Consider the following 25,064-nt stretch of genomic DNA (forward strand, 5'->3'; position numbering starts at 1 on the left):
GACGCGATTCGGATTCGTCGCGGGCCCTCGAAAGGACTGACCCCTCCCATGGACCTCCTCGGCACGATCCTCTGGCCCCTCAAATGGGCTGTCGAGCTGATCCTCGTCGCCTTCCATCAGCTGCTGACGCTGACCGGTATGGAGGCGGCGGCCGGCATCACCTGGGTGCTGTCGATCGTGGGCCTCGTCCTCGTCATCCGCGCCGCTCTGATCCCGATCTTCGTGAAGCAGATCAAGAGCCAGCGCCGCATGATGGAGGTGGCGCCGCAACTGAAGAAGATCCAGGACAAGTACAAGGGCAAGCGCGACCAGCTCTCCCGCGAGGCGATGTCCCGCGAGACCATGGAGCTCTACAAGAAGACGGGCACCAACCCGCTCGCCTCGTGCCTGCCCCTGCTGATCCAGATGCCGATCTTCTTCAGCCTGTTCTCGGTGCTGAACGACGCCCAGCGGAGCGAGGAGGGCGTCGGCCCCCTGAACGAGCAGCTCGCCCGCCAGTTCGGCGAGGCGAACCTGTTCGGCATCGCGCCGCTGCACCAGTCCATCCAGGGCGCCCTGCAGGAGGGCGGCCAGGAGCTCGTCGTCGTGATCGCCGTCATCATGGTGGTCCTGATGACCGCGTCGCAGTTCATCACCCAGCTGCAGATCGTCTCGAAGAACATGTCGCCCGAGGCCAAGGCCTCGCCGACCTTCAAGCAGCAGCGGATCCTGCTCTACATCCTCCCCCTCGTGTTCGCCTTCTCGGGCTTCGCGTTCCCCCTCGGCGTCATGTTCTACTGGCTGACCTCGAACATCTGGACGATGATCCAGCAGTTCATCGTCATCCGGAACATGCCCACCCCCGGCAGCGAGGCCGCCAAGGCCCGCGAGGAGCGACTGCGCCGCAAGGGCAAGCTCGTCGAGGAGACCAACGTCGCGGGCGAGACCACCCTGGTGGAGAAGAAGGTCGTGCAGCGTCAGCAGCCCGTCGGCAAGAACCGCGCCAAGAAGCAAGCCGGAAAGAAGTAGGACCGCCATGACCGACCAGACGCAGACCACTCCGGCCCTCGCACCGTCGTTCGACGAGGCCCCCCTGCCCGCCGAGGCGCCGGCCGCTGCCGCCGTTCCGACGCCGGAGGACGACGCTCCCGCATCGACTCTGGCTCAGCTCGAGGACGAGGGAGACGTCGCCGCGGACTACATCGAGGAGTTCCTCGACATCTGCGATCTCGACGGCGACATCGACATCGAGGTGCGCAACGGCCGCGCCTACCTGTCGGTCACGGCGACCGGCGACACCAACCTCCGGGTCCTGTCGCGCCCGGACGCGGTCCAGGCCCTGCAGGAGCTGACGCGCCTCGCGGTGCAGACGAAGACGGGTGCCTTCTCGCGCCTCATCCTCGACATCGGCGGCTCGCGGGACGCCCGCGAGCACGAGCTCGCCCAACTCGTCGACCGCGCCATCGAGCGCATCGAGGAGGGCGCGACGTCGGCGTCGCTCCCCCCGATGTCGTCCTACGAGCGCAAGCTGGTGCACGACATGGTCGGCGAGCGCGGTTTCGTGTCGGAGTCACGTGGCGAGGCGCGCGAGCGCCACACCGTCATCACCCGCGGCTGATCGCCGTGGAGCCGCGCTTCGAGGCCGAGCCGGAGGCCGCTGCGGCGATCGCGGGCGATCGGCTGCCGGTCCTCCGTGCATTCACGGAGTCGCTGGCCGCGCAGGGTGAGGAGCGCGGTCTGATCGGCCCGCTCGAGCTCCCCCGCCTGTGGACCAGGCACGTGCTCAACAGCGCGCTGGTGGCCCCTCTGCTGCGCCCGGGGCTGGTGGGTGATGTCGGCAGTGGGGCCGGCCTTCCCGGGCTCGTACTGGGCATCGTGCGGCCGGACGTGCGGTTCGTGCTGATCGAGCCCATGGAGCGGCGCATCGTGTGGCTCCGCGAGCAGGTTGCGGAGCTCGGACTCGAGAATGTCTCAGTTCTTCGGGCCCGCGCTGAGGAGGTACGACTCGAGGAACCGCTGGATCAGGTCACGGCCAGGGCCGTCAGTGCGCTGTCGAAGCTGATCCCTCTCACCGCACCGCTGCTCCGCCCCGGCGGCGAGCTCGTCCTGCTGAAGGGCGTCAACGCCGAGAAGGAGATCGCGGCCGCCGAGAAGGTCCTCCGGCGCTTCCGGGTGTCTCCTCCCGAGGTCGTGGTGCTGGGCGACGGCGTGCTCTCCGAGGTCACGCGCGTGGTCCGGGCTACAGTGGGTTGATCCGCCGACCTCGCAGGTGATCCGTTCCGGATCCTCGATCGTCGGCCCCGGTGGCACCCGCCCTGATCCGATTGCCGAGCGAAGGTTTCACGTGAAACGACCCGATTCCGATGTGGCCGGACAGTCCGGGGGATTCGACGCCTCCACTCCCCTGGCCCGCGAGATCGCCGACATGACCCGCCGGCGCGCGTTGCTGAATGCTCAGCCGCTGCCCAAGCCGGAGTCGACGCGTGTCATCACCATCTCGAACCAGAAAGGCGGGGTCGGCAAGACGACCACGACCGTGAACCTGGCGGCCGGGTTGGCGCGGGGCGACGCGAAGGTCCTGGTCATCGACCTCGATCCTCAGGGCAACGCCTCGACGGCACTCGGGATCGAGCACCGGGCGGACACCCGCAGCGTGTACGACGTGATCGTCAACGACACTCCCCTCGCGGAGGTCGTTCAGAAGAGCCCCGAGTTCGACTCGCTCTACGGGGTGCCGGCGACGATCCACCTCGCCGGCGCCGAGATCGAGCTCGTCTCCCTCGTCGCCCGCGAGCAGCGTCTTCGCCGAGCGCTCGACAAGATGCTCGAGAAGATGGAGGAGCCCTTCGACTACGTGTTCATCGACTGCCCGCCGTCGCTCGGGCTGCTGACGATCAACGCCTTCGTTGCGGCGCGAGAAGTGCTGATCCCCATCCAGTGCGAGTACTACGCGCTCGAAGGACTCAGCCAGCTGCTGAAGAACATCGACCTGATCGAGCGGCACTTGAACCCGAACCTCGCGGTGTCGACGATCCTGCTCACCATGTTCGACGGGCGCACGAACCTCTCCCACCAGGTCGCGGCCGACGTCCGCGAGCACTTCCCCAAAGAGGTCCTGAGAGCGGTCATCCCCCGGAACGTCCGCATCTCCGAGGCGCCGAGCTACGGGCAGAGCGTGATCAGCTACGACCCGCAGTCGTCAGGATCGCTGGCGTACCTCGAAGCCGCGGCGGAACTCGCGCGGCGGGGCGCACGGAAGGTCGAGAACACCGAGAACGAAGGGCAGGCACGCTGATGGCGACGAAGCGGACTGGACTGGGCCGGGGCATCGGCTCGCTCATCCCGACCAGCGACGAGACGCGCTCGCGTCCGGTCGATGTGTTCTTCCCCGACCAGAACGTCGACGTCGAGTCGGCAGACGATCTGCTCGACGTGCCGGGCGCGCGGCTCGCACGACTCCCCCTCGAGGACATCGTGCCGAACGCGGCTCAGCCTCGGACGGTCTTCGATCAGGACGACCTCGCCGAACTGATCCACAGCGTGCGGGAGTACGGGGTTCTGCAGCCGATCGTGGTGCGGCCGGTCTCCGGCCGTGGTGGTGCGAAATTCGAGCTGGTGATGGGGGAGCGCCGATTCCGGGCCTCCCAGGCGGCCGGGCTCACGACGATCCCCGCGGTCATCAAGGACACCGCGGACGAGAACATGCTGCGCGATGCGCTGCTCGAGAACCTGCACCGGGCGGAACTGAACCCGCTCGAAGAGGCGTCGGCTTACCAGCAGCTGCTCAGCGACTTCGGGATCACGCAGGAGGCTCTCGCCACTCGACTGGGCCGATCCCGCCCGCAGATCTCGAACACGCTGCGCCTACTGCGCCTTCCGTCCGACGTGCAGGCTCGTGTCGCCGCCGGAGTCCTCACTGCCGGCCATGCTCGAGCGGTACTCTCGCTCGATGACGTCGAGCTGATGCGGCGTCTCGCGGACAAGATCGTGAATGAGGACCTGTCTGTGCGCGCGGCAGAGGCCGCCGCCGCACAGATGAAGGCTCCGCGTAGTGCGGTTCGCCCGGCGCCGGAGGAGCGTGGCGGCCATGTGGGGCACCTGAGCTCGATCGCGGATCACCTCGGAGACCGACTGAACACTCGCGTGAAGGTCACCTTGGGTGCTCGCAAGGGCCAGATGGTGATCGACTTCGCGACCATCCAGGATCTGAACCGCATTCTTGCCGAGATCGGCGAGCCGTCTGAAGTGTCGCTCGCGCCGTAGGTCGCTGTGATGTTTCACGTGAAACGCCCCGGAGTGATCTACTTCGGGGCGTTCTCGCGTTGAAAGAAGAGCGATCTAAGCCTTTGCCTCGCCGAGGATAGGGTCGTGCTGTTGATATCGATACGCCGCGCTGCGCGAGCTACTCGATCAGCGACTACTGATCACTTCCGCCGTTTCATGTGAAACGGTGGAGGGAACTCCGTCCCTGCCGTCGTCGCGCAATCTCACTTGGCTGCATCGCGAGTCATATTCTCGACAGCCACACCGCGCGGATTGCTCGCTCAAAGATCCCGTGTGTTTCACGTGAAACGGCAGAGTCCGCTCCATCACGATTGTTGTCGCGTTGCCTGGCTGAGCCGTATCCGCGGGTGGATCTACTAGAAGGGGCTCCCGCTTCCTTGTTGGTCGAGTAGCCCCGAAGGGGCGTATCGAGACTCATGTCTTCCAGAAGATCCGTCTCGTCCCTGCCCTGCGTCGGCGCCGAAGGCGCCCCTGCGCCCGGTGCGCGAGCTCTTGGACCAGCAAGTACTGAAGAATTGCGGCCCGGCGATATGCACGGCGCACGGCTCGTGTCCTCGGATAAGAATGGAGCCGTTCACTCCCGTCTTCGGTGGAGCGCGACGCGATCACGTTTCACGTGAAACCCTTGTCACGGGATCGTCTCCGCGAGGTGCTGCCGCTGTGCCATTCGACTGCTGCGGCGCGGATCGTTTCTCGTGCGCCGATCTCGATAGGCCTGCTGCGTGTCTAGTCGGACAGCGGCTGCAGGCCACTCTCGATCTTCTCTTAAGGAGTTCCAGGCCGAGTGCAGCGGTCAGTGCACAGGCGAGATCGAAGAGGGCTGGCACGGCAAGCGTTTCACGTGAAACGCTCGACAAGCGGGTATCAGATGCGCGCGGTATGTCCGAGTACCGCGCAGTGCGCCAGAGTCGAATAGACGTCGCCGAGATAGCGGCCGGAGGCCTCGATGGCCTGGGGGACGAGGGACGTCTCGGTCAGGCCGGGGATGACATTCGCATCGAAGAACCAGGGACGACCATCGGCGTCGATGACGAAGTCGATCCGGGAGAGATCCCGGAGTCCGAGGAACCGGTGAACAGCGACGGCCGCGGCGGAGACTTCGGTGAGTGCCTCAGGAGCGACGCGCGCAGGAACGTAGAAGCGGGTCTCCCCAGCCGTGTAGCGCGCGTCGAACGTGTACACGCCTCCGATCGGCTCGATCTCGATCACGGGAAGAGCGACCGGGCCGTCTCCGAGGTCGAGGACACCGACCGCCACTTCCGTCCCATGGACGCGCTCCTCGATCAGGACGACGTCACCGTAGGTGTAGGCGCTGACCATGGCTCGTGAGAGGTCGCCGTCGGCGTCGACAATGCTGACCCCCTGAGCGGAACCGCCTTGAGCCGGCTTGACCACCAGATCGCCGGTCAGATGAGATCGCACCTGCGCGAGGATGGCTGCGGCGCCGAGCTCGCGGAATGTGTCGCGGGGGAGGGTGAGGGAGCGCGGTGTGAGGATCCCCGCGCGCGCTACCAGGGTCTTCGCGGTCGGCTTGAACCAGGCGAGCCTCGCGGCGTCGGCGTCGGACCCCACGTAGGGCAGACCGGCGGCCTCGAGCAGCCCCAGTAGCGCTCCGTCTTCTCCGCTGGCTCCGTGGACCGCAGGCCAGACGAGGTCCGGGCGAGCATCGGCCAGGAACGGGAGCAGATCCGCATCCGGTTCGCGAGTGGTCACGCGGTGCCCGAGCGCGGCGAGTCGGTCGGCGACACGACGCCCCGACCGGAGGGATACGTCCCGCTCATGGCTGATACCGCCGCTCACGACGACGATGTCGAGGGAGTCGCCGGACGTGCGGAAACTGGTCATGATCAGGCCTTTTGTTGGAGATTGGGCGGTCAGGAGACCGTCGGGGGCAGGCTGACGACCGTCTGCTCGTCCGGGGAAGTGCGCATCGGCTTCGTGTCGGCGAAAGTCGACAGGAGATCGAGCTCGCCGTCGATGACCGTGGCGAGCCGCCGGATCCCGTCACCGATCCGCTCGGGAGTCGGATAGCAGAAGGAGAGACGGATGTTCTGTCGGCCGTCGCCGTTGCCGAAGAAGGCGGTCCCGGGGGTGTAGGCCACCAGTTCCTTCACAGCCCGGGGGAGCATCGCCTTTGAGTCCAGCTCGTCCGGCAGCGTGAGCCAGACGTAGAAGCCGCCGTTGGGGTTCGTCCACGTGAGTGAGGGCAGGTGGGTATCGAGCCCGCGCAGCATCGCCTCTTTGCGCTCGCGGTACACGCCGCGGAACGTGTCGATCTGCGCCTTCCAGTCAGCGGTGGCCAGGTACTTCGAGATGACCAGCTGACTGAAGGAGGACGGACTGAGCACCGCGGCCTCGTTGGCGAGGATGAGCTTCTCGCGGATGGCGTGCGGCGCCAGCGCCCAGCCGACGCGGAAGCCGGGAGCGAGGGTCTTCGAGAAGGTGCCCAGGTAGACGACTCCGTCCTCCTCGAGCGACCGCATGGCCTTCGGCGGGACATCCTCGAAGTAGAGGAGTCCGTAGGGGTTGTCCTCGAGGACGAGGATCCCCTCACTCTTGCAGATCTCGAGGATCTCGACTCGTCGCTCCCAACTCAGCGTCACTCCGGCCGGGTTGTGGAAGGTCGGGATGGTGTAGAGGAACTTGATGGTCCTCCCCTGCCCCCGGACCCGAGCGATGTGCTCGCGGAGGGACTCCGGGATCAGGCCGTGCTCGTCCATGGCGACGTGCTCGATGTCGGCCTGGTACGAGCGGAAGATGACCATCGCGGTGACGTAGCTGGGCCCTTCGGAGAGGACGACGTCCCCCGGGTCGAGGAAGATCTTCGAGACGAGCTCCAGGGCGTGCTGAGAACCCGTGGTGACGACCACGTCGTCAGCGCTGGCCGAGATGCCTTCGAGGGCCATCACCTCGAGGATCTGCTCGCGCAGGACGGGAACGCCCTGTCCCGAGCCGTACTGCAGCGCGACCGGACCCTGCTCGCGCATCACCGAGTCGATCGCCCCCGTGACGAGATCCTGCGGCAGGGCGGACACGAACGGCATGCCGCCTGCGAGCGAGACCACCTCGGGGCGCGAGGCGACCGCGAACAGGGCTCGGACCTCGCTGGCGGCCAGACCGGCCGTCCGCTCCGCATAGGAGTCGTACCAGGGGTCGAGGTTGGTGCCGCGGTTGATCACGATGTCGTCGTTCCGGTCGTCGAATGGAGGCCCGGCCGTTCGACCGGGTCCGTCCACACTATCCGGCGACTGTTCCGCCGAAGCGGGGCCGTTCGACTCCACTCCGCTGTCGGTGGCCCGAGCTGTTTCACGTGAAACAGCACGAAGCCCCCGCCCGAAGGGGCGAGGGCTCCGTGGATCCGACTCGGCCGGATCAGAGGATCGCGTCGATCAGAGGAAAGCGGCCAGGTCGGCCTCCAGGGCCGGCTTCGGCTTGGCGCCGATGACGGTCTTGACGACCTCGCCCTTCTGGTAGACCTTCATCGCGGGGATCGAGGTGATCTGGTACTTCGCCGCGGTCTGCGGGTTCTCGTCGACGTTCAGCTTGACGATCTCGATCTTGTCGCCGTGCTCGGCCGAGATCTGGTCGAGGATCGGCGAGACCATGCGGCACGGGCCGCACCACTCGGCCCAGAAGTCGACGAGGACGGTCTTCTCGGAGTCGAGGACGTCGGACTGGAACGAGGCGTCGGTGACGCTCTTCGCGGTGGACATGGTTTCTCCTTCGCGAACCGGTCGAGCCGGTTCCACTGGTGTTGACCGGGGGGTCAGCGGGTGATGAGTTCAGCCTCGACCGAGGCGGCCACCTGGGGTGCCCCCTCGGTGTGGGCGGTGCCATCGGCGAGCGCAGCGAGGTAGTGCTCCGCGTCGAGGGCTGCGACCGTTCCGGATGCAGCGGCGGTGACGGCCTGACGGTAGGTCGGGTCGATCACGTCGCCCGCGGCGAAGACGCCGGGAACGGAGGTCTGGGAGGAGCGGCCGACCACCGAGATGGTGCCGTCGGTCGTCAGGTCGAGCTTGCCGTGCACGACGTGCGTCCGCGGGTCGTTGCCGATCGCGATGAAGAGACCGTCGATGTCGAGGGCGCGCTCGGTGCCGTCGACCGTGTCGCGCAGCTTCACTCCGGTGACGTGGTTCTCACCGCGGATGCCGACGACCTCGGAGTTCCACACGAATTCGATCTTCTCGTTGTCGTGCGCGCGCTTCTGCATCACCTTGGAGGCGCGGAGCGTGTCCTTGCGGTGGATGACGTAGACCTTCTCGGCGAACTTGGTGAGGAAGGTCGCCTCCTCCATCGCGGAGTCTCCACCGCCGACGACGGCGATGGTCTTGCCCTTGAAGAAGAAGCCGTCGCAGGTCGCGCACCATGAGACACCGTGTCCCGACAGGCGCTCCTCGTCGTGCAGGCCGAGCTTGCGGTACGCCGAGCCCGTCGCCACGACGACCGTCTTGGCCTCGATGCTCTCGCCCGATCCGAGGTGGACGGTCTTGGTCTCACCCTCGAGGTCGAGGGAGGTGACGTCGTCGTAGTAGGTCGTCGCTCCGAAGCGCTCGGCCTGGGCCTGCATGGAGGCCATGAGCTCGGGCCCGAGGACACCGTTCGGGAAGCCCGGGAAGTTCTCGACCTCGGTGGTGTTCATCAGGTCACCGCCGATCTCGACCGAGGAGGCGACCACGATCGGCTTCAGGTCGGCACGGGCCGCGTAGATGGCGGCAGTCCAGCCGGCGGGGCCGGATCCGATGATGACGATGTCGCGCACGGCAACTCCTCGAGGTCTGTGCTGAGCGGGTGCTGGTGGGAGACGGCGCCCCAGGGGCGCTGTCGTGGTGCTGAACGGTCGTGCGGAGCCCGGATCCGGTCGCTCGGTCGTTCCCCGGCTCCACGGGCTACAACACATCCTAGGCGGGCGCTATTCCGCGCCGACCCGGGCGCTCGGCCCGCGGTCAGGGTCACGTCGGGCGAATCCGCCCCGAACGCTGGATACCAGCGCTGATCAGGTTATTCCTGGTCGCTGTCCGAAGCCGGTCAGCGGCCGAGGCGACGCAGGATCGGAGCAGCCATCGCGCGCAGCTCGGGGTTCCGGGCGATCCAGAGGACACCGAAGTAGACCAGAGCCATCGCGACTCCGGTCAGCACCATCGAGACGAGCGCCTGCGGCCAGCCCGCGGTGGGGAACCCGTCGTTCTGCGCGAGGAGGAACATGACCAGCACGCCCGCACCGATGGCGGGGATCGTCGCGAGCCCGAACTGCGCGAAGCGGAAGACGATGCGGGTGCCGCCCCAGCCGCCGAGCTTGCGGCGCAGCAGGAAGCAGGCGAGGAACGCCTGCACGGCGACTCCGACCGAGATCGAGGCGGCGACGAAGATCGTCGTGAACTCGGACGGGAGCCCGAGGGCGACCAGACAGCCGACGGCGATGACGATGGTCTGCACGAGCGTGTAGAAGAACGGTGTGCGGCCGTCGTTGAGGGCGTAGAAGCCGCGCTGGACGATCGCGAGCGTCGAGAAGAGCGGGAGGACGATGACGTGCGCCGTGATGATCTGCGCCATCTGGAGAGCGGCGTCGGGATTGCCGGGCGCGAAGATCGTGGCGAAGGAGGTCGCGCAGACCACGAGTGCTGCCGCCGAGAAGAAGAGGAACAGACCGACCACGCGGATCGAGGTGGAGATGTCGGCCCGGAAGTCCGTCATCTCCCCGCGGGACGCGTGTCCGCTCATCTTGGTGAAGTAGGCGGTCGCGATCGAGACCGCGACGATCGAGTGCGGCAGCATGAAGACGAGCCACGCCTTCTGCAGGGCGGTGGCTGACGCGTCCTCACCCGACGCCCCGCTCACGACGGTGTTCTCGAGGAATCCCACCGCGACCGTCAGTAGCAGCGTGGCGAAGGTCCAGCCCGCGATCCTGCCGGCGCGGCTGAGGCCGACCCCGCGGAAGCCGAAGCTGGGCCGGTAGCGCAGGCCCACCCGCTTCCAGAAGAAGACGAGCAGGATCGCCTGCAGGGCGACTCCGAGGGTCGCCGAGCCCGCGAGCACGACGATCATCTCGGGCGTCCAGTCGGTCGCGTCCCGGAGTCCCTCGCCGTCGGCGCCGAACAGCTGCTGGAAAGCGATCAGCCCGCCGATCGTCACGACGTTGTTGACCACGGGCGTCCAGGTGAAGGGGCCGAAGGAGCCGCGGGCGTTCAGCACCTCGCCGAGGACCGTGTAGAGCCCGTAGAAGAACACCTGCGGCAGGCACCAGTAGGCGAACGTGACCGCGAGGCGCGTCTGCTCGGGGCCGTACCGTCCCGCAGAGAGCTGGATGAGCAGAGGAGCGGCCAGTGTCGCCACGACCGCGGCGCCGACGAGGACGAGCAGCGCGAGGGTCAGCAGCTTGTCGATGTACTTCCGTCCGCCGTCGGCCTGCAGCCCCGCGCGGACGATCTGCGGCACGAGGACGGCGTTGAGCGCGCCACCGGCGAGGATCGCGTAGATCGTGTTCGGGAGGCCGTTGGCGACCGTGAACGCATCCGCCCCCTGACCGGTGAGTCCGATGGTCTGCGTGAAGACCAGGGACATGACGAAGCCGAGGACGCGCGAGACCATCGTGCCGGAGGCGAGGACGGCGCTCGCGCGTCCGAGGGAGAAGCTAGCCACGCGGGTCCGTTCGTCGGTCGTCCGGTCCGGGCTGGACCGCCAGGGGGGCGTTGGGGTCCTCCTCCGGCTCCACCGCCGCTCCGCCGCGGCGACGGCGGCGGATGTTGCGGAGGATCCCGACGCCGAAGACGACGACGAGCAGGAGGCCGAACGAGAGAGTGCCGACGGTCTCCCAGTCGGCGCGCACGTTGGTGCTCACGCGCGCCGGGAGGCCGATGACCGTGCCGTCGAGTGCGGTGAGCTGCATCCGGAGCGTCGTCTCGCCGCTGCCGACCCGTGCCTTGACCGGGATGAGGACGCGGCCCTGCGATCGGGCGTCGATGGCGGTCGGCTCGATCGAGCTCTCGTCGATGTCGAGGACGGCGTTCGAGGTGGAGGCGCTGATCTCGACGGTGACGGGCCACGGGAGGTCGTTGCGGACGTAGACGGGGATGCTGGAGTCGCGGGACAGCTGGTTGAGCGTGCTCGTGGCCTCGATCGAGACACCACCCAGAGTGGTGTCGGCGTTGTCGAGGCTCGTCGTGACCGCCTCCGTCCAGCCGGCGTCGTCGTCGCGCCACGAGACGGCCAGGACCGCGAGCATGTCGTTGCGCCGCTTGCCGCTCAGCAGCTGCGGATCGGTGAGGACGGCCGAGAACTCCTCCACGCGGGCGGCGGCGTCCAGGAGCGTCGAGACGGTCTCGAGGCGCTCCTCCGACTCCGGCGCGTCGACCACGGCGGCGTCCGCCGTCTCGGGGGCCGTCAGAGCGGCGGCGAGCGAGGTCCCCTCCGCGTACGGCAGGGCGTCGAGCGCGTCGAGCGTCTGCGCGAGGCGGACTCCGTCGAGGGCTGCTCCGCGCTCGAGGGCGAGGACGACGTCGGGCACCTCTGCTTCGCGCTGCACCTGCGCCAGGTCCGCGGTCAGCGCGGTCATTCGCGCGCGCCACTCCGAATCCGTGCCGGCCGTGACGGCGTCGTCGAGCGCGGTGGAGAGGACGCTGTCGCTGACGATCAGGTCGTGGCCGTCGACGGCGGCCCGGGTCGCCGTGTCCTCCGGGAGCGTGAGGTTGGCGGAGGCGACGACCGTGCGGCTCATGCCGCTCGCGGCATAGACGTCGAGATCCGCGGCGCGGACGGTCAGATCGTCGGGCCAGGCGATCGACCCCACGGTCGGCGACCAGTCGAACGCGAGCAGCGACTCCGCCGTCGGTCGGGCGGGCAGGACCTCGTCGGCCTGCTCAGTCGGGACGGGTTCCGGCGTCGCGGAGGGAGTGGCTGTGGTGGCCGGCTCGGCGAACAGCGTCGGATCGACGCCGTACTCGAACGACGTCGGCCCCAGCAGCGTCGCGAGGCCCGACTGCGCCTGCGCCGAGACGTCCGCATCCGCATAGGGAAGGGGGAAGACCTCGTTCGGCGCGGACTCGAGGCGCTCGAGCCAGGCTGTCGCCGACTCGGGAGCGGCGGCGCCGAGGATCCGGATCGACGCGAGGATCCGCGGGTCGACCCCGATCGCGACGGCGCGGCCGAGCACGGAGTCGAGCTGCCGCGAGAGCGTGCCGGTCGACTCCGTGTAGTCGGCCAGGGTCTCGGCCGGGATCAGGCCCTCTCCGCTGCCGGGGATCGTGAGCGGGACGAGGACGGCGACGCCCGTCTCCTGCGCCGACGGGACACCGTCGGTCAGCTCGACCGCCGTGCGCGCCGTGGCGACGGGGCCTCCCGGACCGGTGACGGTGACGGCGACGGCGTGGGACCCGCGAGCGGCGGGGTCGGAGGAGAACGGCACGGCGGCCGCGGGGATCGTGAGCGAGACCTGGGCGGAGCTCGAGGGGAGCAGGCGGACGTCCGCTCCGTCGCCGATCGGGAGGCCTGCGTCGTCGTCCTCTCCCCCGAGCCACTCGGCGAGCTCGTCGCGCGAATCGAGCGTGTCGGAATCGATCGTCACCTCGACGCGGGCGCCGTCGATCGACTCCGTGGTGCCGTTGCGCACCGAGACCGACAGCTGCAGGTCCTGCCCCGCGAGCAGGACGCCGTCGTTCGCCGCGCCGACCGTCGCCGTGACGGTGCCGTCGGCCGGGTCGTCGGGCGACGGCGAGCTCAGAGTGCTCGGCGCGGGTGTCGGAGTCGTGGCGAAGGCCGGCGGAGCGACGCCGACGAGCGCGACTGCGAGGGCTGCCGCGCCGACGACGCGGAGCAGCTGCGGGATCGGGAACCGATCCGAGGGGGTGGGGCCGCGCCGATGCATCGAACTCACTCGGCCTCCATGCGGGTGATTCTACGTGCAGGCCTGCGGGGGGCGGCGGGCGGGTCACGGCGAGTGATGTAACCGGTCTGAGCGGTTAGCCCTACCAGCGCCCCTGGGGGCGTCGTCCGCCGCGACTACACTCGTGCGAATGCACAGCGTCCAGGCGGCACTCGAGACCCTCCGAGCACTGGCGCGTACTCCCACGGTGGCGCGGCTGGCGGAGGCGTTCGCCGTGGAGGGCCACGAGCTCGCGCTGGTCGGCGGTCCGGTCCGCGACGCGTTCCTCGGACACGGCGTGCACGACCTCGACTTCACCACCTCCGCCCGCCCCGACGACATCGTGCGCATCGTCGCTCCGATCGCCGAGGCGCACTGGGACATCGGACGCGCCTTCGGCACCATCGGCGCGCGTCTCGCTGGCGAGACCGTCGAGATCACGACCTACCGCAGCGACAGCTACGACGGGGTGAGCAGGAAGCCAGAGGTCGAGTTCGGCGACACTCTCGAGGGCGACCTCGTGCGGCGCGACTTCACCGTCAACGCGATGGCGCTGCGGATCCCCGAGGTCGTCCTCGTGGATCCGTCCGGCGGTGTCGAGGACCTGCTGGCCGGGCGCCTGCGGACGCCCGCCGACGCCGAGGTGTCCTTCGGCGACGATCCGCTCCGCATGCTGAGGGGTGCGCGCTTCACCTCCCAGCTCGGGTTCCGCACCACGGAGGAGGTCGAGTGGGCGATGGCCGAGCTCGCGCCGCGCATCCGCGACGTCTCGGCCGAACGGGTGCAGGAGGAGCTGCGGAAGCTGCTCTCGACCGCGTCCCCGCGCGCGGGCCTCGAGCTCCTCGTCGACACCGGTCTGGCCGGTTACTTCCTCCCGGAGCTGCCCGCCCTGCGCCTGGAGCAGGACGAGCACCACCACCACAAGGACGTCTACGTGCACAGCCTCACGGTGCTCGAGCAGGCGATCTCGCTCGAGCAGTCGCGGAACCCCGGAGCGGCACCCGATGTCGTGCTGCGCCTCGCCGCCCTGCTGCACGACATCGGCAAGCCCGCGACGCGCCGCCTCGAGCCCGGAGGGGCGGTCAGCTTCCACCACCACGACCTCGTCGGGTCCAAGCTCGCGACCAAGCGGATGCGCTCGCTCAAGTTCGACAAGCAGACGACCACCGAGGTGGCCCGGCTGATCGAGCTGCACCTGCGGTTCTTCGGCTACACCGACGGAGCGTGGACCGACTCCGCCGTGCGCCGCTACGTGACCGACGCCGGGCCCCTGCTCGAACGGCTGCACATCCTCACGCGGGCCGACGTGACCACGCGCAACAAGAGGAAGGCCGACCGGCTGGCGCACGCCTACGACGACCTCGAGCACAGGATCGCGGAGCTCGCCGAGAAGGAGGAGCTCGCGTCCAAGCGGCCCGACCTCGACGGCACCGCGATCATGCGGGTCCTCGACCTCCCACCGGGGCCCGAGGTCGGAGCGGCGTACCGCTTCCTGCTCGAGCTGCGGCTCGAGGAGGGCCCGCTGGGCGAGGAGGTCGCGACGCAGCGGCTGAAGGAGTGGTGGGCGGCGCGCTGAGCCGCGCTGCACCGCTCGCACGGGCGCAGATCTCCTGACCGCGGGGACGGCCGCGATGGTAGGGTGTCCAGGTTGTCCACGACCAGACGCACTCGCGTCCGCGGGAGTGGGCAGATGCTACATACCCTCCTGTCACGGAAATACCGTGGCCGTTCAGTCCGAAGGAGGTGGGTTAGTGACGCATCAGTACGAAATCATGGTCATCCTGGACCCCGAGATCGATGAGCGCACCGTCGCTCCGAGTCTCGACAAGTTCCTCAACGTCATCCGCACCGATGGTGGATCCATCGACAAGGTGGACGTCTGGGGTCGCCGTCGTCTGGCGTACGAGATCAACAAGAAGACCGAGGGCATCTACGCCGTCGTGGACTTCACGTCGACCTCCGCCGCCGCGAACGAGCTCGACCGTCAGCTGAAGCTGTCCGAGGCCGTCATGCGCACCAAGGTGCTGCGGGCCGAAGAGGGCATCGCCCAGGTCGCGGCCGCCGCGAAGCTCGCCGACGAGAAGGCCGCCCGCAAGGCTGCCAAGGCCTCGGCCGCTCCCAAGGCGTAGCGCTCATGGCCGGCGAGACGATCATCACCGTGGTGGGGAACCTCACCTCCGACCCCGAGCTGCGCTACACGCAGAACGGGCTCGCGGTCGCGAACTTCACCATCGCCTCCACTCCGCGCACCTTCGACCGTCAGGCGAACGACTGGAAGGACGGCGAAGCGCTGTTCCTCCGGGCCTCCGTCTGGCGCGAGTTCGCCGAGCACGTCGCGGGATCGCTGACGAAGGGGAGCCGCGTCATCGCGACCGGCCGCCTGAAGCAGCGCTCGTACGAGACGAAGGAAGGCGAGAAGCGCACCAGCATCGAGCTGGAGATCGACGAGATCGGTCCCTCGCTCCGCTACGCGACCGCTCAGGTCACGCGTGCCTCCGGTGGAGGCGCGGGCGGCGGACGCGGCCAGGTCGGCGGCGGTCAGGGCGGGAGCCAGGGCGGTCAGGGCGGCTTCGGCGGCAACCAAGGGGGCTCCGGCGGCAACGCGGGAGGCAACCGCGGTGGCCAGGCCGAGGAGCCGTGGGCGCCGAGCGCGCCCGCCGGTGGCGACGTCTGGAGTACGCCGGGCAGCTACAACGACGAGACGCCGTTCTGAGCCTCGGGCTCGGGCGCGACCTCACCTGAATCACGCCTTTCCCGCAGACCGCACGAGCGGCAGCGGGCGGGGGCGAACCAGAATCTAAGGAAACCACTATGGCTGGAAAGAGCAGCGGCGACCGCCGCAAGCCGATCCGCGGCAAGGGCGCGAAGAACGCGGCCCCCGCGAAGTCGGTCCGCGTGGGTGTCATCGACTACAAGGACGTCGCGACCCTCCGCAAGTTCATCTCGGAGCGCGGGAAGATCCGCGCCCGTCGTATCACCGGCGTCTCCGTCCAGGAGCAGCGCCTCATCGCCCGTGCCGTCAAGAACGCCCGCGAGATGGCGCTCCTGCCCTACGCCGGCAGCGGAAGGTAGGTATCGGTATGTCCAAGGTCATCCTGACCCACGAGGTCGACGGTCTCGGCTCCGCCGGTGACGTCGTCGACGTCAAGAACGGCTACGCCCGCAACTACCTCATCCCGCAGGGCTTCGGCGTCGCGTGGACCCGAGGCGGCGAGAAGCAGGTCGAGCAGATCAAGTCGGCCCGCGCCGCGCGCGAGCACAAGACGATCGAAGAGGCGCAGCACACCAAGCAGGTCCTCGAGGCCAACCGGGTGAAGCTCACCGTCAAGGCGGGCCGCGACGGCCGCCTGTTCGGCTCGGTGAAGACGAGCGACATCGCGAACGCGGTGGCGTCGGCCGGCTTCGGCGAGCTCGACAAGCGCAAGATCGTGATCGTGAACGCGATCAAGACGGTCGGCGAGCACGAGGCCGTGGTGCGTCTGCGCGACGACATCCAGGCCACCGTGAAGCTCCAGGTGGTCGCGGCCAAGTAAGGCCGCGAGACACGCCTCGAAGGGCGGTGCGGCGGGATCTCCGGGTCCTGCTGCACCGCCCTTCGTCGTCCCGTTCTCCACAGCTCCATCCACATACACCCAAACGTGCGGGCAACCTTCAATGTGGTCTGGAGACTCTTTTCCCCACAGGCTTGTGGAATGAAGGTTTTCCCTGGTCAGGTTGCTGAAAAAAGATCTGGATCGCTTCTGTTTCCACAGGGTTCTCCACACGTTGCTCACACGGAGTGCGGCGTTTCCCCGAAGTTGTCCACACTCTCCTCCACAGGGCGGTTTGACCCCGGTGTCGAGCGGTACGTAGTGTGGCGCAGCGCCCCGCGAGGGGAGCGGGACGAGGCGTCCGGAGCACCGGCGCCGACCCTGTCGGAGGTCGCTGGTAGACCGGATCCGACGCTTGCGATCGCGGCTCGGCCGACGATCCGCGCGTTCCCGCGAGGCACCCGACAGGAGGAGGCGAAGGCATGACGATCGCGCACCTGGCGGTTCCCGGCTCGGACGGACGGAGCGAGGGCCGGGGCGACTCCCCGCGCCACGAGCGCACCCCTCCGCACGACCTGCTCGCCGAGCAGTCGGCACTCGGAGGCATGCTGCTCTCGAAGGACGCGGTCGCCGACGTCGTCGAGAGCGTCAAGGCCACCGACTTCTACATCCCCAAGCACGAGATCGTGTTCGACGCGATCCTGCAGCTCTACTCGCACGGCGAGCCCACCGACGTCATCGCGGTGACCGACGAGCTCACCAAGCAGGGCGAGCTGCAGCGCGCCGGCGGCGCCGACTACCTGCACTCGCTGACCGCGATGGTGCCCACGGCGGCGAACGCCGGCTACTACGCCTCGATCGTCGCCGAGCGTGCGCTGCTGCGCCGCCTCGTGGAGGCCGGCACCCGCATCGCGCAGATGGGCTACCAGGGCGAGGGCGAGGTCCTCGACCTGGTCAACACGGCCCAGGCCGAGATCTACAACGTCACGGGATCCGAGGCGGCGGAGGACTACGTCCCGCTGACCGATGCGGTGACCGTCGCCATCGACGAGATCGAGGCCGCCGCGCACAAGGACGGCGCCTTCACCGGAGTGCCGACCGGGTTCGCCGACCTCGACGACCTCACCAACGGCTTCCACCCCGGCCAGATGATCATCGTCGCCGCGCGACCGGCGCTCGGGAAGTCGACCCTCGCGCTCGACTTCGCGCGCGCCGCCGCGATCAAGCACCAGATGCCGACCATCTTCTTCTCGCTCGAGATGGGGCGCAGCGAGATCGCGATGCGCCTGCTCTCGGCGGAGGCCTCCGTGCCCCTGCAGCACATGCGCAAGGGCACCGTCGACCAGCGCGACTGGACGACCATCGCGTCGACCCGCGGTCGCATCAACGACGCTCCGCTCTACATCGACGACTCGCCGAACCTCACGCTCGTCGAGATCCGCGCGAAGTGCCGCCGGCTCAAGCAGCGCATCGGCCTCAAGATGGTCGTCATCGACTACCTCCAGCTGATGACCTCGGGCAAGAAGGTCGAGAGCCGCCAGCAGGAGGTCTCGGAGTTCTCCCGTGCGCTCAAGCTCCTCGCGAAGGAGCTGCAGGTGCCGGTCATCGCGCTGTCGCAGCTGAACCGTGGACCGGAGCAGCGGGCCGACAAGCTCCCCGCGATCTCGGACCTCCGCGAGTCCGGCTCGATCGAGCAGGACGCCGACATGGTGATCCTCCTGCACCGCGAGAGCGCCTACGAGAAGGACAACCCGCGCGCGGGCGAGGCCGACCTCATCGTCGCCAAGCACCGCAACGGCCCGACCCGCACGGTGACCGTGGGCTTCCACGGCCACTTCTCGCGCTTCGCCGACATCCCGGCGGTCTAGGGCCGTGCCGGCTCCGGTCGAGGACGTGCCGCTGGACGGCGGGTCCATCCGCCTCGGGCAGTTCCTGAAGTTCGCGGGGATCCTCGACACGGGCGGCGAGGTGAAGGAGGCGGTCGCCGACGGTCTCGTGCGGGTGAACGGGGAGGTCGACCGCCGACGCGGGCGCCAGCTGGCGGTCGGCGACGTCGTCGAGATCGGCGGGCGGCGGTTCCGCGTCACGGCGTGAGCCCGGTCGTCCAGGAGCGGCTCCAGCTGCACGACGTGGTGATGAGGCGAACAGATCCTGTGCACGTGTCAAAAATGTGTCGCACTTTTGACACGTTGGTGAGACGTATCTCTACTGTTGACACGTGACGTGGACTCCGGAGCGCCCCTACAACGGTCTGCCGCTCGTCCCTCCTGGAGTGGAACTCGAGACACCCCTCGTCCTGAAAGCAGTGATCGAAGCGCGATCGGTTCTGGCGGCGCTGGATCAGGCTGCATCGCGGATGACGAACCCTGCCGTGCTCATCAACACGATTCCTCTCCTCGAAGCGCAAGCGAGTTCCGAGATCGAGAACATCGTCACTACGACTGACGAGCTGTTCCGCCACGCCGCTGATGAGGCAGCCTCGGCGTCTGCTGACACGAAGGAGACGCTTCGCTACCGGACGGCGCTCCTCGCCGGCATCGAGAGCATTCGAAGACGTCCGATGTCGGTGACTACCGCGCTCGAGATCTGCTCGCAGATCCATCGACGTGACATGCGGATCCGGGATCTTCCTGGAACGATCATCGCCAGTCCTCTGACGAGGCAGGCGATCTACACGCCGCCCGAGGGTGAGCCCGTGCTCCGCGCTCTTTTGAGCAACTGGGCCGACTTCGTCCATACCGCCCGGAGCCTCGATCCGCTGGTGCGAATGGCTGTCGCCCACTATCAGTTCGAGGCGATCCATCCGTTCACGGATGGCAACGGACGCACAGGCCGGATCCTGAACATCCTCATGCTCGTCGATTCGGGGGTGCTGCGACAGCCGATCCTCTACCTCTCGCGAGGGATCATCGAGCGGAAGGACGAGTACTACAGCCTCCTCCTCGATGTCACCAGGAGCGGTGCATGGGAATCATGGCTGATCTTCGTCCTCGAGGTGGTCCGCGACACTGCCGCCGCGACGCTCGCGAAGATCGACGCGGTCGACGCCGTTCAGGCGAGTGCACGCTCTCTCGCACGGGCGACCAGCGCCGGTGCGAACTCGGATCTGCTGGATGTCCTGTTCGAGCAGCCGTACTGCCGGATCGCGAATGTGGTCGATCGGTGCGGAGTGACTCGTCAGACTGCGGCGAAGTGGCTGGGAGAGCTCGCAGATCGCGGGGTCGTCCGTGACGTCCGGATCGGGCGGGAGAGGCTGTTCATCAACGAGAAGTTCCTGCTCGTTCTCACCCGGGACGAGAACGCATCGATCGGTGATGCGACCCTGTTCTAGTCATCACGGTGGAGGGCGGGCCGGGGCCCGGGGAGCGAGAACCGGACAGCGCCCGCCGACGCTGATCTCATCGATGAGAACGCGCTGGACCGGTTCTCGCAGCGGCGTGTCGGATCGGGGACCGGCGGACACTCGTCGAGGGGGTCACCGCTCCCGCATCTGCTCCGCCGGACGACAGGAGACCTCCCGATGGATGTCGGCATCCACTTCATGAACTTCACGCTGCCGGGTGGCAGCCCAGGGATCGCTCCGATCCTCGGGGCCACGGCGCGGACGGCCGAGGACGTGGGCTGCGAGTGGTTCACGCTGATGGACCACTACTTCCAGATGGAGCAGTTCGCGACGAGCGAGGATCCGATGCTCGAGGGATACACCTCGCTCGGGTTCCTCGCGGGACGGACGGAGCGGCTCCGACTGGGGCTGCTCGTGACCGGAGTGACGTACCGGCACCCGGGGCTGCTCGCGAAGATCGTCACGACGCTCGACGTGCTCTCGGGCGGGCGGGCGATGCTCGGCATCGGCGCGGCCTGGTACGAGCGCGAGCACCTCGGACTCGGCGTGCCGTACCCGCCGCTGAAGGAGCGGTTCGAGCGGCTCGAGGAGACGCTGCGGATCTGCCGGCAGATGTGGAGCGACGACGACGGTCCGTTCGAGGGCGAGCACTACCGGCTGGCCGAGACGCTGAACCACCCGGAGCCGATCCAGAAGCCGGGACCGCCGATCCTGATCGGGGGCGGCGGCGAGAAGAAGACTCTGCGGCTCGTGGCGCAGTACGGCGACGCGTGCAACCTGTTCGCGACGGGAGCGGAGGCGGTCGCGCACAAGCTGGACGTGCTGCGACGGCACTGCGACGAGCTCGGACGCGACTACGACGCGATCACGAAGACGATCATCGGCGGCGGGGACCCGATCGGGGATCCCGACGGCTTCGTGCGGGCGATGGAGGAGTACGCGGCGATCGGCGTCACGCTCGTGGAGCTGTCGCCGCAGGGGCCGGACCCGGAGGGGTACGTGGCGCGGCTCGGCGAGGGCGTGATCGGGCGGCTGGGGGAGCTGGGCTGAGAGGCGGTTCGGCCGGCTCGTGGGATCGCGTTCGGCTCGCAGGGGCTGAATGTTCTCGCGAGCCGAAGCTGTTCTGCGAGCCGACGCTGCGGACGACGTGGTCGCTGCGAGAGTGGAATCCGGGGCACGAGTGTCACCTCGATGAAGGAGGTCCGATGGGCGCGGAACCGGCGGGCGAACTGGTGGATCGGCTGAGCGTGGACGGACGAGTGCTCGAGAGGGTGCGGCGGCCGGCGCTCGCCGTGACGATGGGTCTGGAACCGCATCCGGAGGGCGGCTGGTATCGGCGCACCTGGACGTCTCCGGAGCGGTTGACGCTCACCGCGCCCGACGGCTCGACGCGCGAGCGCCCGGCGGCGACGCTCATCGTGTTCCTGCTGCCCGCCGGTGAGAGCTCGGCGTGGCACAGGGTGTCGTCGGCCGAGACCTGGGTCTGGAACGGACCGGGGCGGGTGGCGCTGCAATTCGGCGGGACCGGCGAGGAGCCGGTGGACGGCGAGACCGTGCTGCTGGGTTCGGCGTTCGACGGGCTCGCGGTGCAGGCGCTCGTGCCGGCGGACGTGTGGCAGCGGACGCTGCCGTCGACCGAGGACGCGGTGGTGAGCTGCCTGGTGTCGCCGGGGTTCGACTTCGCGGACTTCTCGATGCCGGAGGAGTGAGGGGGGCGCCGGCGCAGCGCGGCGCTCCTCGCGCGCGGGGTCAGCAGTAGACCTGCTGGAACACGACGACGGAGACGGCAGCGGCGTTCGTCATGACTCCCGTCTGCTCGGTCGCTGACGTCACGTTCGCTGCGGTGGTCGTCGCGTCGTTGACGACCAGCTCGAGCCCGTCCCGCCCACTCGCGGCGTCGGCCGCGGAATCGAGCGCCGCGACGACGTCGGCGGGATCGGCCTGGGCGACACCGCTGAGGTTGCAGGCGTAGAAGACCGCGGTCTGGACGTCCTCGTCCTGCGCGAGGGCTCGTGCGCGGCTCAGGACCGCCTGGTCGACGTCGTCGAGAGAGAGGACGGCCGACCTCGCCAGCGCTGCGTCGTCCGCACCGAGAGGGAGCGACCTGACGATCGGTGCGGACTCGGTGAGGGCGCCCTTCAGGAGGCGGGCACCGTCATCGGCGTACTGGCAGGAGGAGAGAGCGAGGGCGGCGGCTGCCGGCAGGAGCACGCCGATCGCCCGGCTCGTGACACGGATGTTCCTCATGGTCGTTCATCGCTCTCGTGTTCGTCCTCGCGGCCGGGGCATCCGTTCGTCGCCGTCACCGTCCGTGCCGGACCACCGGTTCGCGGCGACCGATCCCACCTCGATCAGAGGGCCGGAGCACAGGGATCACGAGTGTTCGCGGAGAGGTGCGTCCGGATCGTCTGCTTGCGTAACTGAGCTCGACGGGCCGCGGAGTCGCGTCCTCGGCCGCAGGTCGGGTCGGAGGACGGGTCCGGGCGGCACCGGGGAGTCCTGGCGGAACTCAGGAGTTCCGGGTGGCTGCGGAGGTCCGATGCCACTCGCGGGGGCGGCGATCGAGCCGCCGTGGTGAGTGAAGAGTAGAGAGCGAGTGTCCCGGGCGTCAACGACTCCGGAGATCCCGCCGCCGGTTGGAACCCCGAGGTCAGGGCTGCGTGCAGATCGATCTGAAGAGCCCGTTCGGGCTCCGGACCGGCACCCAGGACGACGTGGAGGGCCAGGTCGAGGAGCGGCATCCGGAGTGGCGGAGTCCGGACGGCGTACTGCCGCGCTGAGACAGCGCGACGTCAGTACGTCCTGCTTCCGCACTGTCGAGGAGGACGACGCCCGGTCGGCGGGTGATCGCAGCCGTGCCGAGAAACGGCGGTTCGCGCCTACCTCGAAGGCACTCTTACTGCGATAACAAGCAGCAGTATGCTGAATTACGCATGATTGGAGGACAAGAGTGGCATCTGCAGCAGTCCTCCTTCGCGCCGCCCGGAGATCCGGTCGCCTGACCCAGGAGCAACTCGCTCAGCGGACGGGACTCGATCAGGCTCGCGTGTCGCGCTCTGAGCACGACCAGGAGAGCCCGCGCTTCGACACGGTCGACCGGCTGCTCTCCGGATCGGGGCACCGCCTCTACGCGGCTCCGACGCGACGTGACGACGCGGCGACCGCAGCGGTGCGTATCCGCACCTGCCTCGGGCGCGGTGATCGGCACGGTGCTCTGCGGAACCTCATCCAGCTGAACGACGATCTGCTCGGAGAGAAGGGCCTCGTCCGCGGCGTGCTGGCGGTGACCACGCCGGAGAGCACGGGGGAGAAGGTGTGGGACTCGGCGATCGCCGCCCTCGTGGCGTGGCGACTCGGCCAGGAGCGCATCCCGTCGCCCGAGTGGGTCGCCGAGCCGAGTCGCACGATGAGCCGGTCCCGCGTCCTGCGAGTGGATGTCGCCGATCCGGTGCCCGGAAGGGACGACGTGCCGGAGGAGTTCCTGCAGCACGGAGTGCTCGTCTGGCGCGACACGTTCGGCAGTGTCTGAGTGACCCTGTTCGATCGCGAGGATCTCATCGACGCACTCCGCGCGCTCGTGGTCGAGCTGCGCAGTGCCGGAGAACCCGTGGGCCTGCGCATCGTCGGAGGCGCTGCCCTGGCTCTCCGGCACTACGACAGGAGCAGTACGGCCGACCTCGACGCGCTTCCTGTGCGGCCAGGAGACGATGCCGCTGTCGTGGCCGCAGCCGACCGCGTGGCACTGCGACGAGGATGGAGCGCGGGTTGGCTCAACTTCGCCGGAGCCGAGACCGGAGGTGAGCCGCTCCTCGGCCGTCCGACGACCTGGGAGACGATCCACGACGACGGTCTCATCGTGATCGAGGTCGCCGGCGCCGAGACGCTCTTGGCCATGAAACTGCGCGCGAATCGTCCCGGTCGGGACACGGACGACATCCGTCGACTCCTCGTGCTCTGCGACATCAGCACGATCGACGAGGCGGATTCGTTCTTCTCGGACTTCTACCCGGGCGATTCGTTGTCCGACCGTGCGTGGCGGATGGTGACCGCGATCCTCGACGGGGAGAACCCGGACAAGCCGGCACCGATGGAGCCCGTCGAACTCGGCTGACGGAATCGGCCCGCACTGAGTCCCTGCTCCTCGCGAGCCGCGCCGAGAGTGGACCTCGCACTGCGGTGGGTCACTGCGGAGGCGCTCATAGGATCCGTCCGTGACATCTGCCGAGTTCAGGAAACGCAGCGCGGACGCGATCGTGCTGTATCCCGCAGTGGACTACCGCGCGCTCGATGCGATGAGGGCGATGGCACCCGACTACCCGCGTCTCAGTCGCAGCGAGTATCCGCTGATCCTCGGGACCGCCGAGGGCCTCGAGTTCTGGGACGATCGCAACGAGCCGGCACCGGGCGCGGTGCTGCCGTGGAGTCGGGTGGTCGCGATGAACGGCCCGAGTCCGACGTCGAGGCTCGGCGGTCTGCGCATCCGGGTGCGGCACGGCGACCGAGCACGCACCGTCGAGATCCCGCTGCGCCCCGGCGGCGTGGGGATGCAGTACCTCCCCGAGGTCACGATCACGGTGCTCGCGAATCGCCTGAGGCTCCTCGCGTCGGCTGCGGGAACGGCCGAGGACGTACCCGAGGTCAGGCCCACCTCGGTGACGCTGATCCCGGGTCTCGATTCGACGGGCCACCTGATCCGCATCGGATGGGTGTCCCTCGCCGGAACGGCATCGATGGTCGCGTTCCTCCTTCTGGTGTGGCTGCTGCCTCTCCCGGTCAGGCAGCAGCCCGTCGTCGCCGTGCCGCACTACTGTCTGCTCGCCGCCTTCGTCATCGGCGTCATCGCCTGCGTCGTCCTGGGTCGGTTCGCGGACGACCGCCTCGCGCAGGAGACCTCCGCGGGCTACCGCATCACCGGTGACCCGTGGCCTGTCGGCACCCCTCTGGTCGACCGTCGAACAGGCGCGGTCGTGCCGGTCCCTGAGGGCTCAGCACCTCCCGGCACAGTCTGAGAGCCTCGGGCGTCCACTGCAGACGACGCGACACCGGCCCGATGTGCACCGGGCCGGCGTCGTGG

General features: G+C 68.5%; 25 protein-coding genes. 18 read left to right on the top strand and 7 right to left on the bottom strand.

The genetic code is table 11. From position 1 onward, the window contains the following. Positions 1-48 precede the first annotated feature (48 nt). The 5 genes from yidC (at position 49) to ASF46_RS17725 (ending at position 4,242) form a co-directional block, all read left to right on the top strand. Positions 49-1,008, top strand: coding sequence for a membrane protein insertase YidC (gene yidC / locus ASF46_RS17705; protein ID WP_056868845.1), 960 nt, complete (start codon positions 49-51; stop codon positions 1,006-1,008). 7 nt (positions 1,009-1,015) lie between these two features. Beyond that, positions 1,016-1,597, top strand: coding sequence for a protein jag (locus tag ASF46_RS17710; protein ID WP_082485648.1), 582 nt, complete (start codon positions 1,016-1,018; stop codon positions 1,595-1,597). Further along, the gene (gene rsmG / locus ASF46_RS17715) at positions 1,597-2,232 is read left to right on the top strand and encodes a 16S rRNA (guanine(527)-N(7))-methyltransferase RsmG (RefSeq protein ID WP_056868846.1); all 636 of its coding nucleotides are present in this window, start codon (positions 1,597-1,599) and stop codon (positions 2,230-2,232) included. Before ASF46_RS17710 ends, rsmG begins: the two co-directional genes overlap by 1 nt. A gap of 91 nt (positions 2,233-2,323) precedes the next feature. Then, the gene (locus tag ASF46_RS17720; RefSeq protein WP_056868847.1) at positions 2,324-3,274 is read left to right on the top strand and encodes a ParA family protein; all 951 of its coding nucleotides are present in this window, start codon (positions 2,324-2,326) and stop codon (positions 3,272-3,274) included. After that, on the top strand, positions 3,274-4,242 hold the full coding sequence (locus tag ASF46_RS17725; protein ID WP_056868848.1) for a ParB/RepB/Spo0J family partition protein: 969 nt from the start codon (positions 3,274-3,276) through the stop codon (positions 4,240-4,242). The genes ASF46_RS17720 and ASF46_RS17725 overlap by 1 nt, the downstream gene beginning before the upstream one ends. A gap of 885 nt (positions 4,243-5,127) precedes the next feature. Here ASF46_RS17725 and ASF46_RS17730 read toward each other — a convergent pair. The 6 genes from ASF46_RS17730 to ASF46_RS17755 form a co-directional block, all read right to left on the bottom strand. Next, a complete protein-coding gene (locus tag ASF46_RS17730; RefSeq protein ID WP_056868849.1) occupies positions 5,128-6,108 on the bottom strand; it encodes a D-alanine--D-alanine ligase family protein in 981 nt (326 codons plus the stop codon). A 29-nt stretch (positions 6,109-6,137) separates the two neighbouring features. Beyond that, complete coding sequence (locus ASF46_RS17735) at positions 6,138-7,439, bottom strand: PLP-dependent aminotransferase family protein (RefSeq protein WP_200919772.1); 1,302 nt, start codon at positions 7,437-7,439, stop codon at positions 6,138-6,140. Positions 7,440-7,652: 213 nt separating this feature from the next. Continuing rightward, positions 7,653-7,976, bottom strand: a complete 324-nt coding sequence (gene trxA, locus ASF46_RS17740; RefSeq protein WP_055784535.1) for a thioredoxin — start codon at positions 7,974-7,976, stop codon at positions 7,653-7,655. A gap of 53 nt (positions 7,977-8,029) precedes the next feature. Further along, on the bottom strand, positions 8,030-9,022 hold the full coding sequence (trxB, locus tag ASF46_RS17745) for a thioredoxin-disulfide reductase (protein ID WP_056868850.1): 993 nt from the start codon (positions 9,020-9,022) through the stop codon (positions 8,030-8,032). A gap of 266 nt (positions 9,023-9,288) precedes the next feature. Beyond that, positions 9,289-10,899, bottom strand: a complete 1,611-nt coding sequence (gene murJ / locus ASF46_RS17750) for a murein biosynthesis integral membrane protein MurJ (RefSeq protein ID WP_082485649.1) — start codon at positions 10,897-10,899, stop codon at positions 9,289-9,291. Continuing rightward, positions 10,892-13,120: a DUF6049 family protein gene (locus tag ASF46_RS17755; RefSeq protein WP_056868851.1), complete on the bottom strand. Its 2,229-nt coding sequence runs from the start codon at positions 13,118-13,120 to the stop codon at positions 10,892-10,894. The genes murJ and ASF46_RS17755 overlap by 8 nt, the downstream gene beginning before the upstream one ends. A 148-nt stretch (positions 13,121-13,268) precedes the next feature. Here ASF46_RS17755 and ASF46_RS17760 point away from each other — a divergent pair, with 148 nt between their 5' ends. The 10 genes from ASF46_RS17760 (at position 13,269) to ASF46_RS17805 (ending at position 21,699) form a co-directional block, all read left to right on the top strand. After that, positions 13,269-14,693 (top strand): CCA tRNA nucleotidyltransferase, encoded by a 1,425-nt coding sequence (locus ASF46_RS17760; protein WP_056868852.1) that lies wholly within the window; start codon positions 13,269-13,271, stop codon positions 14,691-14,693. 175 nt (positions 14,694-14,868) lie between these two features. Continuing rightward, a complete protein-coding gene (gene rpsF, locus ASF46_RS17765; protein ID WP_055784548.1) occupies positions 14,869-15,246 on the top strand; it encodes a 30S ribosomal protein S6 in 378 nt (125 codons plus the stop codon). Between the two features lie 5 nt (positions 15,247-15,251). Continuing rightward, positions 15,252-15,830, top strand: a complete 579-nt coding sequence (locus ASF46_RS17770) for a single-stranded DNA-binding protein (RefSeq protein WP_056868853.1) — start codon at positions 15,252-15,254, stop codon at positions 15,828-15,830. A 98-nt stretch (positions 15,831-15,928) separates the two neighbouring features. Beyond that, positions 15,929-16,189, top strand: coding sequence for a 30S ribosomal protein S18 (gene rpsR, locus ASF46_RS17775; protein ID WP_055784551.1), 261 nt, complete (start codon positions 15,929-15,931; stop codon positions 16,187-16,189). Positions 16,190-16,197: 8 nt separating this feature from the next. Further along, on the top strand, positions 16,198-16,650 hold the full coding sequence (gene rplI / locus ASF46_RS17780) for a 50S ribosomal protein L9 (protein ID WP_055784554.1): 453 nt from the start codon (positions 16,198-16,200) through the stop codon (positions 16,648-16,650). 479 nt (positions 16,651-17,129) lie between these two features. Further along, on the top strand, positions 17,130-18,515 hold the full coding sequence (gene dnaB, locus ASF46_RS17785) for a replicative DNA helicase (RefSeq protein WP_056868854.1): 1,386 nt from the start codon (positions 17,130-17,132) through the stop codon (positions 18,513-18,515). Between the two features lie 4 nt (positions 18,516-18,519). Beyond that, positions 18,520-18,741 (top strand): RNA-binding S4 domain-containing protein, encoded by a 222-nt coding sequence (locus ASF46_RS17790; RefSeq protein ID WP_056868855.1) that lies wholly within the window; start codon positions 18,520-18,522, stop codon positions 18,739-18,741. Between the two features lie 124 nt (positions 18,742-18,865). After that, positions 18,866-19,978: a Fic family protein gene (locus ASF46_RS17795; RefSeq protein WP_056868856.1), complete on the top strand. Its 1,113-nt coding sequence runs from the start codon at positions 18,866-18,868 to the stop codon at positions 19,976-19,978. Between the two features lie 189 nt (positions 19,979-20,167). Then, positions 20,168-21,040, top strand: a complete 873-nt coding sequence (locus ASF46_RS17800; RefSeq protein WP_056868857.1) for an LLM class F420-dependent oxidoreductase — start codon at positions 20,168-20,170, stop codon at positions 21,038-21,040. 155 nt (positions 21,041-21,195) lie between these two features. Further along, the gene (locus ASF46_RS17805) at positions 21,196-21,699 is read left to right on the top strand and encodes a cupin domain-containing protein (RefSeq protein ID WP_082485650.1); all 504 of its coding nucleotides are present in this window, start codon (positions 21,196-21,198) and stop codon (positions 21,697-21,699) included. Positions 21,700-21,739: 40 nt separating this feature from the next. Here ASF46_RS17805 and ASF46_RS17810 read toward each other — a convergent pair whose 3' ends face one another. Continuing rightward, on the bottom strand, positions 21,740-22,237 hold the full coding sequence (locus ASF46_RS17810) for a hypothetical protein (protein ID WP_056868858.1): 498 nt from the start codon (positions 22,235-22,237) through the stop codon (positions 21,740-21,742). Between the two features lie 703 nt (positions 22,238-22,940). Between ASF46_RS17810 and ASF46_RS17815 the strand changes: the two genes are divergently transcribed. The 3 genes from ASF46_RS17815 (at position 22,941) to ASF46_RS17825 (ending at position 24,999) form a co-directional block, all read left to right on the top strand. Further along, entirely contained in the window at positions 22,941-23,519 is a 579-nt protein-coding gene (locus ASF46_RS17815) for a helix-turn-helix domain-containing protein (protein ID WP_162240198.1), read from the top strand. After that, the gene (locus ASF46_RS17820) at positions 23,520-24,101 is read left to right on the top strand and encodes a hypothetical protein (protein ID WP_056868860.1); all 582 of its coding nucleotides are present in this window, start codon (positions 23,520-23,522) and stop codon (positions 24,099-24,101) included. 100 nt (positions 24,102-24,201) lie between these two features. Continuing rightward, complete coding sequence (locus ASF46_RS17825) at positions 24,202-24,999, top strand: hypothetical protein (RefSeq protein WP_157602752.1); 798 nt, start codon at positions 24,202-24,204, stop codon at positions 24,997-24,999. The last annotated feature ends 65 nt before the right edge of the window (positions 25,000-25,064 follow it).

Origin of the sequence: Rathayibacter sp. Leaf296 (assembly GCF_001423045.1) — a bacterium.
GTDB lineage: Bacteria > Actinomycetota > Actinomycetes > Actinomycetales > Microbacteriaceae > Rathayibacter > Rathayibacter caricis.

Excerpts from the sequence above, each read along its gene's own strand:
- yidC (WP_056868845.1), top strand. The coding sequence starts at position 49 with ATGGACCTCCTCGGCACGATCCTCTGGCCCCTCAAATGGGCTGTCGAG.
- ASF46_RS17710 (WP_082485648.1), top strand. The coding sequence starts at position 1,016 with ATGACCGACCAGACGCAGACCACTCCGGCCCTCGCACCGTCGTTCGAC.
- ASF46_RS17725 (WP_056868848.1), top strand. The coding sequence starts at position 3,274 with ATGGCGACGAAGCGGACTGGACTGGGCCGGGGCATCGGCTCGCTCATC.
- ASF46_RS17730 (WP_056868849.1), bottom strand. The coding sequence starts at position 6,108 with ATGACCAGTTTCCGCACGTCCGGCGACTCCCTCGACATCGTCGTCGTG.
- trxA (WP_055784535.1), bottom strand. The coding sequence starts at position 7,976 with ATGTCCACCGCGAAGAGCGTCACCGACGCCTCGTTCCAGTCCGACGTC.
- ASF46_RS17755 (WP_056868851.1), bottom strand. The coding sequence starts at position 13,120 with ATGCATCGGCGCGGCCCCACCCCCTCGGATCGGTTCCCGATCCCGCAG.
- ASF46_RS17760 (WP_056868852.1), top strand. The coding sequence starts at position 13,269 with ATGCACAGCGTCCAGGCGGCACTCGAGACCCTCCGAGCACTGGCGCGT.
- ASF46_RS17770 (WP_056868853.1), top strand. The coding sequence starts at position 15,252 with ATGGCCGGCGAGACGATCATCACCGTGGTGGGGAACCTCACCTCCGAC.
- rpsR (WP_055784551.1), top strand. The coding sequence starts at position 15,929 with ATGGCTGGAAAGAGCAGCGGCGACCGCCGCAAGCCGATCCGCGGCAAG.
- rplI (WP_055784554.1), top strand. The coding sequence starts at position 16,198 with ATGTCCAAGGTCATCCTGACCCACGAGGTCGACGGTCTCGGCTCCGCC.
- dnaB (WP_056868854.1), top strand. The coding sequence starts at position 17,130 with ATGACGATCGCGCACCTGGCGGTTCCCGGCTCGGACGGACGGAGCGAG.
- ASF46_RS17800 (WP_056868857.1), top strand. The coding sequence starts at position 20,168 with ATGGATGTCGGCATCCACTTCATGAACTTCACGCTGCCGGGTGGCAGC.
- ASF46_RS17805 (WP_082485650.1), top strand. The coding sequence starts at position 21,196 with ATGGGCGCGGAACCGGCGGGCGAACTGGTGGATCGGCTGAGCGTGGAC.
- ASF46_RS17810 (WP_056868858.1), bottom strand. The coding sequence starts at position 22,237 with ATGAGGAACATCCGTGTCACGAGCCGGGCGATCGGCGTGCTCCTGCCG.